Source organism: Bradyrhizobium uaiense, assembly GCF_010811875.1.
Classification (GTDB): domain Bacteria; phylum Pseudomonadota; class Alphaproteobacteria; order Rhizobiales; family Xanthobacteraceae; genus Bradyrhizobium; species Bradyrhizobium uaiense.
The window spans coordinates 1-265 of record NZ_VKHP01000672.1; the positions used below are offsets into that span (position 1 = coordinate 1).

A 265-nucleotide genomic window follows, 5' to 3' on the forward strand; every position below is an offset into this window, starting at 1 on the left:
GAACCGCCACGGTGATCGGCGTCATAGGCGGCGTCGGCCATGACGACCTCGGCGGACAAGCCTTCGATCAATGCGGCGGCTTGCGGGGCATCGCCCTTCTGACCCGCGGTCAGCGTGAACCGCACCGGACATCCCAAGCCTCGAACGGCCAGCTGTATCTTGGTGCTCAGGCCCCCGCGCGAGCGGCCGATCGCCTGATCTTCAGACCCCCTTTTTTGGCGCCGGCGGCGTGCTGATGCGCCCGAACGATGGTGGAATCGAACAA

The 265-nt window shown here is 66.0% G+C and carries 1 pseudogene; it reads right to left on the bottom strand.

The features are described from left to right. Window positions 1-265, bottom strand: a pseudogene (locus tag FNJ47_RS47020) (transposase); the annotation flags it as partial.